A 10,638-nucleotide genomic window follows, 5' to 3' on the forward strand; every position below is an offset into this window, starting at 1 on the left:
AATTTCTAAATCTAAAGGTAAAATCAGTTGGTTCATGTTATAATCTTTAAACATAAGGATACCTCCGATACTTTTTGTTGTGGTGACTAAATTTTATCAGAAGGTATCCTTTTTTTCTTCCTAAAACTAAAAAATCCTATATAAAAAAGAACGGACCCATAAACTTCAATGGGTCCGTTCTTTTTCGATTTCAAGGAGGGTTTTGTCCCAGCCTCTTAACTGATCCACTTATACCTTATGGAAATTCGTACCGTCTGTAGTTTCTGCAACAATGCCAGCACGGATTACAAAGTCTCCGAAGTGCTCACCCTCGTCTCGTTCTTTTGCATATCGTTTTAATATAGGGCCTAGTTCACCTAGTATTTCTTCTTCTCCAATATTTTCACGATAGATTTTGCTTAGGCGCTGTCCTGTGAATCCGCCACCTAAATACATATTATATTTACCTGGTCCCTTACCGATAAAGCCTAGTTCCGCTATCGCTGGACGTGCACATCCATTCGGGCATCCTGTCATCCGCGTCACGATCTCTTCATCGCCAAGTCCAGCTTCATCTAGCAAGCCCTCGATTTTTGTAATCAGTGAAGGTAAATACCGTTCTGCCTCTGCCATCGCTAAACCACATGTCGGCAGCGATACACATGCCATGGAGTTTCTACGTAATGCTGACTGCTCAGCTGGAGACTCCAAACCATACTTCGCAATAATCTCTTCTATATTCTTCTTATTTGAATCAGCTACATCGCCTAGAACTAAGTTTTGATTCGGACTAAGACGGAAATCGCCTGTATGGATCTCTGCAATTTCACGAAGAGCAGTCATCAGTTTATAGTTTTCGGTATCACGCACACGACCGTTTTCAATGAAGAACGTATAATTCCAGCTTGTATTTTCTGCTGGCACCCATCCATAGCGGTCACCATTATGATCAAAGTGATAAGGGCGCGTCTCTTCCAATTCCCAACCTAGACGATTATGAAGCTCTCCAATTAACCAATCAAGTCCGCGAGAATCAATCGTGTACTTGAATCGTGCATACTTTCGTACAGAACGATTTCCGTTATCACGTTGGATCATCATTAAATGCTTCGCTACTTCTACTACTTGATCTGCAGGTACGAATCCAATCAAACGACCTAACTGAGGGTACGTCTGCTCATCTCCATGCGCCATTCCCATACCGCCACCTACAGCAACGTTGAATCCGACTAGTTTTTCGTCTTCGACTATCGCAATCAACCCAATGTCTTGAGAAAATACATCAATATCATTCATTGGAGGTACCGCAATTCCAATCTTGAACTTTCTAGGCAAATACGTCGCGCCGTAGATTGGCTCTACTTCTTCCCCTGCCGTATCCACAACCTTTTCCTCATCCAACCAAATTTCATGATAAGCCGTTGTTTGTGGCAATAAGTCCAAGCTTAATCGCTTCGACCACTCATATATTTCTGCGTGAACTGACGATTGATTTGGGTTCGGGCTGCACATGACGTTTCGGTTGACGTCACCACAAGCCGCAATAGAATCCAGTAACGCGTCATTCATTTCTTGAATATTCTTTTTCATATTCCATTTCAAAATTCCATGCATCTGGAATGCTTGACGTGTCGTTAACTTCAATGTACCGTTACCATATTTATGTGCCAGTTCATCCATAACAAGCCATTGCTTTGGCGTAGCGAAGCCGGCTGGTGTCCGCACGCGGATCATGAATTGATAGGCCGGCTCTAATTTTTGACGTTGACGCTCTACCCGTAAATCTCGGTCGTCCTGCAAATAACTTCCGTGGAATTTCATTAGACGGTTATCATCATCTGGAATTCCTGAACTGATGGAATCATTCATCGTTTCAATGAGGTTTCCACGCAAGTAATCACTTTCAATTTTAATTTCTTCTACATCACTCGGTGCTCCATCTTGTATATGGATCGGTTTTGTTGTTGAAGACATGCTCCCACTCCCCTTCGGATACTTAATAGACATCTCTCTGATAGCGTTTTTCTTGAACTAACTGTGTAATGAATGCTTCGGCTTCTTCAAGTGATTTACCGCCTTCTTGTTGAAGGATTTCCAGCAACGTCGCGTGGACGTCTTTTGCCATGTTCTGTTCATCACCACATACATAAATCACTGCACCTTCTTCAATCCATTGGTACAGTTCTTGACTTGCTTGTTTCATGCGATGTTGTACATAGACTTTTTCATCTGTATCACGTGAAAAGGCTACATCGAGGCGTGTTAACGCACCATCCTTCACGTAATTCTGCCATTCAGTCTGATAATAGAAATCTGTCACATAATGCTGATCTCCAAAGAACAACCAAGACTTTCCTTCTGCCCCTGTTTCACTACGTTCTTCAATGAATGAACGGAATGGCGCGATACCCGTTCCCGGACCTATCATGACGATCGGCGTTTGTGAATTAGCAGGTAAGCGGAAATTATCATTTTTATGAATATAGATTGGTAATGTATCTCCAGGCTCAAGGTTTTCTGCACATTGAATAGAGCAAACACCTTGTCTGTCGCGACCATGCGCTTCGTAACGTACAACACCAATTGTTAGATGCACTTCTTCAGGATTCGCTTCTAGGCTACTTGCAATTGAATATAATCTCGCTGGCAGTTTACGAAGAATCCCCACCAGTTGTTGTTCTGATGCTTCAACTGGTCCGAAGTCCTTTAATGCATCTAGTAAATCGCGTCCATCGACATACGCACGAAGTTCTTCTGCATGTTCTTTTTTTATAATTCGCTTCAACTCTTCTGACTCAGAGTAATTAGATAGTTTTTCAAGTAACGGTTTAGTTACTACAGTAATCTCTAAGTGATTCAGTAAAGCAATGCGTAAAGCACGGCGTTCACCTTGTGAGTTAATTTCGACGGTTTCTTCTGCATTCCAATTCCCTAGTTGAATAATCTCATCGATTAAGTCGGGATTATTGGTTGGAAAAATCCCTACACTATCGCCCGGTTCATATGTCAGTCCAGAGCCTTCTAATGAAATCTCCACATGACGCGTCTCTTTATTAGAACCTCGGCCGTTTAGGTTAATATTTTCAAGTACTTCCGCTTTAAACGGATTCGTGCGTGAAAATTGAGTTGAAGATGTAGTTTCGACTTCCACACTAGCTGCAGTTAATTGACCACCCGTTTGGACGTCTAATGAAACTTCCACCGCCGCTAGCCATTGTGCTGCCGGCTCATCATAATCCAAATCACAATCTACACGTGGTGCTAACTGAACAGCGCCTAGGTCAGATAGTTTCTGATCGAAATCAGCGCCCGTCTTACAGAAGAATTCGTATGAGCTATCGCCAAGTGCCAATACTGAATAATGAAGATGATCTAGTTTTGGAGCACGTTTCCCATGCAAGAACTCAAAAAATGGTAAGGCTGTATCAGGTGGATCTCCTTCTCCATGTGTACTGACGACAAGCAATAAGTTTTCAATTTTCTTCAGGTTATTCGGTTTGAAATCATTCATGGATTGTATTGTCACTTCAAAAGATTGCTCTTTTAACTTAGCTGCTGCTTGTTCCGCAATTCCCTGTCCGTTGCCTGTTTGTGAGCCATAAAGTACGGTTATTTCTTTTACTGCCGTCGGAACTTCGATAGCAGGACGCTCTAATACAGCGACGCCACCGGAAGGCACTGAAGCTGAGCTGACCGCTGTTAAATAACCACTCAGCCAACTTTGCTGTGTTACTGAAATACTTGGCAACAGACGATTGAGCAATTCTACCTGTTCTTCACTGAAAGGACTGTTCGATACTTGTAAAGCCATATTCATCACCCTCACAACTTCTTATATATTTTTCACCAAACAAAATCTGACTAGACTGACAACTATTTTTAAGATGATTTCATTGTATTATTATTAAACCTATTAGTCAAGTAGGTTTTTAATATAATGAAGTGAACTTCTTTGAAATAGAGTGGGTAAAATTTTGTTGGGGGTGGGGATTGGCGCTTCGGAGGGGACGCTTTCCTGAGTCGCCCCTCCTACGCACCAATCCCTTACAATATGAGTGGATTACACTTTTAGTTGATCATTAAAGTTATGGTTGCAATCTATTTTGATAATAAAAAAGTTTACGTAAAACAATGGTCCAGACACTACCTACAATGAGTGATAAAAGTACCTTCAATATCAAATTAGGATGTAAGCAGAAGCTGGCGTCGAAGTGCAAAGATGTGCTCCTAACGTTGCGCTTTTACTAGTAAAAGCCGTTCTTCGTTACGGCTCTTCCCGCTGGCCCATAGGAAAGCGTCCGCCAGCTGGAGCTTCCATCCCCTCATGCCTACAAAGTAACCAACTATGATATCCACGTTAAGAACTTGAACTTAAAACCATGCAAAAAAGAATACCCCAGTGAAGTGAAGTGACTTCTGGAGCATTCTTGTTTTGTTAATTCGAAAGCTGTGCTTTGGAATGGTTGCCTGCTTTTCTGACCCAAGCCACCACTACAATAATTACGAGCAACCCAAGCTGTGCCATGATCGTTTCAGTGGTAGGATAAAAACCGATCACATCAATAATTGGCAAGCGCGGTTGTACAGTTGTGTTAATTACATTCGTCAACTGCAACGTATGCAAACTCACACCGATAATTTTAAACGCCAGTACATAAATCAAAATCGTCGCCACTGCGAAGAAGCGATGAATCGGAATGCGGTGGCTTAACTTCATGAAAACAACTGCTACGATCGCCAATATGACAACTGCTAGCAGAATCCCCATCACAAACTCTAGTGTGGACATCTTTGGCGCAATCCCCGCGTAAAACACAATCGTTTCCGCACCTTCTCTAAATACAGAAAGGAAACTGACCGAAGCCATCGCAAGCACGCTCCCTGTAGAAATCGCTTGACCCATTTGCTTGGATATATAGCGATTCCATGAAGCCACATTGGATTTTTGATGCATCCAAATTCCAACACCGATCATCAATGCGGCAGCTACAAGTCCGACATAGCCTTCCATCATTTCGCGGTCATTACCAATCGTGACAGACTGCAATACGGTCGACATCATGATGGCCACTACAATACTAAGCGTAATTCCCGCACCCGCACCGACATATACCCATTTGCGCATTCCTTGCTGATTGGCATTCGTCAAGAATGTCAGCAACGCCATAATAATCAGCAATGCTTCCAGACCCTCACGTAATAGAATCAAGGCAGAGTCCCAAAAGCTGAAACTGTCATTTGTTTGAAGTAAGGCGATTTGCTGTTTAAAATCTTGCAACTGGCCATCCGCTTTTTCAACATCATAACCGCTATTCGACAATTGACCGATCATCAACGGTAATTCATTTTCAAGCTGTGTATAAAGTGAAGCGTTTTTCGTACGCACTTCTCCTTCAACATTCGGCCAGATTTGAATGAACTCACGTAATGACTTCTTCGCGTCATCAAGCTTTCCACTTTGTAACGAATCTGAACTTTTATCTAATAATGCAATCAACGTGGTCAATGAATAATCTTCAGTTGCTGTTTCTTTCAATGTCCCATTGACGAACTGATCAACAATGACAGTCAGATCATCAAACTGCGTACGGTATGCTTCGAGATCTGGTTTTTCTTCCGCTAACGTGATTCGCATGAACGCCATACTCGTTTCAATTGCACCATATGCTGAAATACTTTGTTCACGCACAGGGCGTTCATTGCGTGTCCATGTGGAAACGAACTGTTGATTGGCTTGTTTGATCTTTTCAAGCGAATCGGACTCAATTGCTTGTTGTAAATCTGCAAGCGCAAGTTCCATCGCTTTGCCGAATTTCTCGCGCTCTGCTAGTTCGTCAACTGGATTTTCTGACTTCTCTAGTTCGTGTACCGCTTTTGATAAAGAACTCAATAACTCTCCGCGTGTTGCAGAGTCAGCTTTCAAAGCTTTCTTTAACGTCTTATCGATTTCCTTCGTGTACTCTGAACTCTCCAATTTCTGTTGTTGCCAAATTGATTCAAATTCTTGCAAAGAAGACAATGCTTCTGCATCATTTGCTTTTTTCGTTTGCATGATCGAATCACTGATGGAGATATAGAGATCACTATAATTTGTTTCGGTCTCAGCGAACGCAGGGCGTATCGGTAAAGCTATGACGATCAGCATTACTGCTATCCATTTATATAATTGAGAAGAGTGAGTCACCGATAAAGCCCCCCTTTTGGACTCCAGGGAAGCAAGCGAATAATGCACTGCCGCGATGGGTAGTATATTCATTTAATTTATCTTCACGCCCAAAACTATTTTGAATGGCAATAAATTGTTCAGGTTTTTTTTGGAACGAGATGAATAGTAAACCGGCATCGAATGTACCTGTAGAATCCATTACACCTGAACTGTAGGAGAATGATCGACGGAATATTTTTTGCTTGGACTTCTTCGCTAACCGCACGTGGGAAGCTTCGGAAATGACATACTCCCCTTTTGCATCCTTTTCGTCTAAGTCCACTTCATCCATTTCATGCTTCTTACCAATTGGTGCGCCTGTATCCCGATGGCGGCCAAATGTTGCCTCCTGTTCCTGCAATGCAGTTCTGTCCCATGTTTCCAGATGCATCTGGACGCGACGAACAGCCATGTATGTTCCATTGGTCATCCAATCCTTTGACTGACCCGCACCAATCCATGCGACTTCATTCATCTCAGCTTCTTTGGATCCATTCGGATTAACGGAACCATCTTTGAATGCAAATAGATTTCTAGGCGTTTCTTTTTTCTTACCTTTCATTGGGTACGAATTAAAACCTGCTTGCGTCCATTTTAGTGTTACTTTTCCCGAAGCTGCTCGCACTAAGTTTCGAACCGCATGGAATGCAACTTGCGGATCATCAGCACATGCTTGAATACAAATGTCTCCGCCGGTATACGCAGGATCTAGCTGATCTTTTGGAAAATGCGGTAAATCTTTTAGTTCAGCAGGCTTTTTTGAAGCTAAACCTAATGAATCTTTTTCAAATAGTGACGGACCTACACCAAATGTCAATGTTAAGTTTGAAGCGTCCAACCCGACTGTTTCTCCTGTATCTTTAGCGGGAATGAGCATATTAGACGTCTGACCATCCATCTCTTCACCATTCATCATGCGTACCGCAATAGGGGTCCACATTTTAAATAGATCCATCAATTCTTGTTGTGAGTTCACCAATACATTTAACGAAGCAAAATATACATAACTTTGACATTCTGTAGCGATCCCTGATTGATGCTTACCGTAGAAATTGATCTTATTTTTCGACCGTGGATTGTCTTCTTCCTCTACCATTCCGAATACTTTGAGAACACTGCCTAGACCTGATGCACCAATCGCAACACCTGCTGCACCTGCTCCTGTATACTTCAACATTTGGCGACGTGAAATTTTCTTATCATAGAATTTTTCTTCAGTGTGGTCCGTCATTTTATCACTCCGTTACGATGCCCATCATACTTAATGGCTCACCTAATTGATTTACTGCTTCTGATAATGCTTTAGTATCTTCCTTCGTCAACTCTTCATAAGATATATAGCCACCGTTACCATCTTCATATTCTGCAAGCAACCCGTTGATTGTTTCGAATTTCGACTCAAGTTCGTCGACTAACTGCTGATCTTTCTCTGCCATTTTATCTTTAAAGATTTCAAAGATTTTCTCAGCGCCTTCAATATTTGCTTTGAAGTCATATAGATCCGTATGAGAATAAATTTCTTCTTCTCCCGTGATCTTAGAAGTCGATACTTCATTCAATAAATCGACTGCACCTGTAACCATCAAGTCTGGAGACACTTCCACTGTTTCTACACGTGCTCGCAATTCTTTTGCATCTTTTAGCAACTGATCTGCGACATCTGCATAGCCTTCAGTTGTATTCTCTACCCATAATCCGTATTCGATCTTATGGTAACCCGACCACTCTTCTTCTCCTTGTCCTTCTTCTTGAACATCTGCTAAACGCGCATCAATTCGCGGGTCTAAATCGCCAAAGCTTTCTGCAATTGGTTCAGAGCGTTCAAAATACATTCTAGCAATCGGATAGATTCTTTTTGCTTCTTCTATATCTCCTGATTTAACTGCTGTAACAAATTTTTCTGTATCGATAACGAACTCATCCATCTGTTCAAGTGCAAACTCTTTATATGCATCTGTTTCAGCAGTTAGATCTACCGCTTCTGTTACTGCCGGTTCTTTTTCTTTAGGTTCGTCTGCCGTTCCACAGCCCGACAATAGAATTCCTGTAGTCAAGGCGAATGCTGTTACTACTGTTTGTTTCATTTTAATTCCCACTTCCCACGATTTAGTTTGCTGTTATCAATGATAATCGTTCTCAAATGATAAATCAATAGGGATTTTAAGGAGATATATGTATATTTCTAGTACTTATTGTGTTTTTAGAAAATTTAAGAGATACTATATTCAACTAGACATTTTTCTATTCGGATATTTCTATACTTTTTAGATTTTTGTAACAAAAATCACTTTCTTTCGTCTACTAAGTAACCATTATGAAGGGAGGAAATCAATGTGAAAAGAAAAATCAGCAAGCAACAATTTGATTTCTTGCAACGAGAATTTTCTTTTCTACAACAGCATGGCAAGATGGAAGCAGCAGATGCCGACGAAATGCTCTCGCTTTACGAATCTAAAGGCGGCGCTAATTTCGTGAGAATCCTACTGGCTTTCGGAGCTATATTAGTAGGGATAGGAATACTAAGCTTCATCGCAGGCAACTGGGCAGGACTTACGCCATTCTTTAAGTTTGGATTAATTGTTGTCGGCATGATCTTGGCGTACTACGCAGGGTATAAGCTGGAAAATGATTATGAACGAACATCTCGCAGTATGTACTACATCGGTGCTGCCATTTTTGGAGCAGGAATATTTCTGATTGGCCAAAGCTTTCACTTGCAACATACGGTGTATACCGACTTCCTTTTATGGGGTGTTGGAATCTTACCGTTAGCTTATTATCTTAAGGATCAATTGCTCGCAGTATTTGCTAGTGCATTTTTTATTATCTACAGCTTTAGCGCTTTTACAGCTTATGAAGCAGGAAGCTTTGGTCCTTTCTGGCTACTCCTACTGATTCCTGTATTGTTCTGGATGAATGAAACTCGATTTGGTAGAAAAAGTTCATTGTTTGTTATGAGTGTTTTACTAAGCGTGGCTTTCATCGTCAATATGCTAGAGTTTTTCCACGTCGATGAATGGATTTCTATACTGATTGTCTTTGTACTAGGGGTGCTCCTTGCACTCGCACCCTTCAAACATTATCGTACAGAGTCCTCCTGGACGGGTTCCATACTATTTGGTATCACAGGTATTATGCTAACATTCCCATTCGTTTGGGATGGTTTACGATTTGGTGATTCCGCTCCTTATATTTTCACTGCCCTATTCGTTGTCTTGTTGGTGTATTTATTGAAGAAAGGCAGCTTACCCGCTATCTTGATCACGTGTGCGTTAATCTATCGCTATTACACGGATATCACATACGACTTTATGCCAAAATCATTATTTTTCATCGTAGGTGGTTTGTTGCTAATCGGTTTTGGATTCTGGTTTGAAAAATCACGACGAGAGACGGTGAAACGTCATGAAGAATAAACGGAATCTATTCCTTGTTGCCTTAATCGTCCCCATCATCCTCCTTTTAGCGATGACTTGGAAGCCATTGTATACAGTGAATACAGGTAAAACTATTACATTGGAAACCGTACCTGTCGACCCACGCGATATTCTATACGGTGATTATGTCAGTCTTCAGTTTGCGATTGAAGAATTCACAAAAGACGATCTAGACCCAGCGCTTATTAAAGAGTTTTCCAAACACGATACCGGAAGGCTTACGGTATATGCCGTGTTAGACCAAGAAGAGGGAGATCTTTACGGATTGAAGACGGTCACACATAAGAAACCAAATGACGGATTGTTTTTGAAGGGCGATATGTATTACTACAGTGAATTCAATAATAATAAAAATCAAACGTATTTCGCCAATTTCCTTCCTGACCGTTACTATGTAGCAGAAAACACTGGTATGCAGTTGGAGGACCTTTCACGCAAAGGGCAGTTGATTGCTGATGTAAAGGTTCGTGATGGTTTTGCCGTGTTGGAAAATGTACGCCCGAAGTAGATTGCTGTAGTAGAGATTTGTAAGCCGTTGCTGGAAGTCGTGGATTTGCGATTTCTAGTGGCGGTTTTTTTATGCAAGTGTAGTTGTTTGATTGGCTATGTACGTGGGGCGGGCATTGGCGCCACCTTCAGCCGTAGTGGATGGCTACAGCACGTTAGATAGTGTGTAGGGCAGTTCGGGTACTTGTTTTTCGAGTACACGGGGAAGGTGTTCGTACAAGTAAGTAGGATACGATTTTAGGTAGTTGTTTTACGAACCCTTTACTTTTCCTTGTATTTTGCAGAGGTAGTAGTTTGACTGGCTATATAAGTGGGGCGATCATTGGCCCCACTACGGCGGTGGTGGATGGCTTCCGCAATGAGCCAGACAGGAAGAGCGCCTGGCTGTCTCATTACTACGCCTACCACGTGCAGCCGCCTTCATTAAATAGTGTGTAAGTCAGTTCTGATTCTTCTTTTGCAAGAATAGGAACTAGTACCACCCAGTTACTGGTTTTATCTCCTATAAAC

Annotated in this window: 8 protein-coding genes; 2 read left to right on the forward strand and 6 right to left on the reverse strand. The window is 41.7% G+C overall.

Annotated elements, in window-relative coordinates:
* Positions 1 to 228 precede the first annotated feature (228 nt).
* The 5 genes from cysI to efeO all read right to left on the reverse strand — a co-directional run bounded on the left by cysI (position 229) and on the right by efeO (position 8,268).
* A complete protein-coding gene (gene cysI / locus CSV76_RS16710) occupies positions 229 to 1,953 on the reverse strand; it encodes an assimilatory sulfite reductase (NADPH) hemoprotein subunit (protein ID WP_085427081.1) in 1,725 nt (574 codons plus the stop codon).
* 22 nt (positions 1,954 to 1,975) lie between these two features.
* Complete coding sequence (locus CSV76_RS16715; RefSeq protein ID WP_199173086.1) at positions 1,976 to 3,790, reverse strand: assimilatory sulfite reductase (NADPH) flavoprotein subunit; 1,815 nt, start codon at positions 3,788 to 3,790, stop codon at positions 1,976 to 1,978.
* 624 nt (positions 3,791 to 4,414) lie between these two features.
* Positions 4,415 to 6,163, reverse strand: a complete 1,749-nt coding sequence (locus CSV76_RS16720; protein WP_233204528.1) for an FTR1 family iron permease — start codon at positions 6,161 to 6,163, stop codon at positions 4,415 to 4,417.
* Positions 6,138 to 7,415, reverse strand: a complete 1,278-nt coding sequence (efeB, locus tag CSV76_RS16725; RefSeq protein ID WP_099626282.1) for an iron uptake transporter deferrochelatase/peroxidase subunit — start codon at positions 7,413 to 7,415, stop codon at positions 6,138 to 6,140. The genes CSV76_RS16720 and efeB overlap by 26 nt, the downstream gene beginning before the upstream one ends.
* A 4-nt stretch (positions 7,416 to 7,419) precedes the next feature.
* Complete coding sequence (efeO, locus tag CSV76_RS16730; RefSeq protein WP_085427084.1) at positions 7,420 to 8,268, reverse strand: iron uptake system protein EfeO; 849 nt, start codon at positions 8,266 to 8,268, stop codon at positions 7,420 to 7,422.
* A gap of 249 nt (positions 8,269 to 8,517) precedes the next feature.
* Between efeO and CSV76_RS16735 the strand changes: the two genes are divergently transcribed.
* Complete coding sequence (locus tag CSV76_RS16735; protein ID WP_099626283.1) at positions 8,518 to 9,600, forward strand: DUF2157 domain-containing protein; 1,083 nt, start codon at positions 8,518 to 8,520, stop codon at positions 9,598 to 9,600.
* Entirely contained in the window at positions 9,590 to 10,129 is a 540-nt protein-coding gene (locus CSV76_RS16740) for a GDYXXLXY domain-containing protein (RefSeq protein ID WP_099626284.1), read from the forward strand. Before CSV76_RS16735 ends, CSV76_RS16740 begins: the two co-directional genes overlap by 11 nt.
* A 260-nt stretch (positions 10,130 to 10,389) precedes the next feature.
* Here CSV76_RS16740 and CSV76_RS17485 read toward each other — a convergent pair whose 3' ends face one another.
* Positions 10,390 to 10,536, reverse strand: coding sequence for a hypothetical protein (locus CSV76_RS17485; protein ID WP_158232708.1), 147 nt, complete (start codon positions 10,534 to 10,536; stop codon positions 10,390 to 10,392).
* Positions 10,537 to 10,638: the final 102 nt, after the last annotated feature.

This window comes from Sporosarcina sp. P17b, assembly GCF_002743115.1.
Classification (GTDB): domain Bacteria; phylum Bacillota; class Bacilli; order Bacillales_A; family Planococcaceae; genus Sporosarcina; species Sporosarcina ureae_C.

Excerpts from the sequence above, each read along its gene's own strand:
- cysI (WP_085427081.1), bottom strand. The coding sequence starts at position 1,953 with ATGTCTTCAACAACAAAACCGATCCATATACAAGATGGAGCACCGAGT.
- CSV76_RS16715 (WP_199173086.1), bottom strand. The coding sequence starts at position 3,790 with ATGGCTTTACAAGTATCGAACAGTCCTTTCAGTGAAGAACAGGTAGAA.
- efeB (WP_099626282.1), bottom strand. The coding sequence starts at position 7,415 with ATGACGGACCACACTGAAGAAAAATTCTATGATAAGAAAATTTCACGT.
- efeO (WP_085427084.1), bottom strand. The coding sequence starts at position 8,268 with ATGAAACAAACAGTAGTAACAGCATTCGCCTTGACTACAGGAATTCTA.
- CSV76_RS16740 (WP_099626284.1), top strand. The coding sequence starts at position 9,590 with ATGAAGAATAAACGGAATCTATTCCTTGTTGCCTTAATCGTCCCCATC.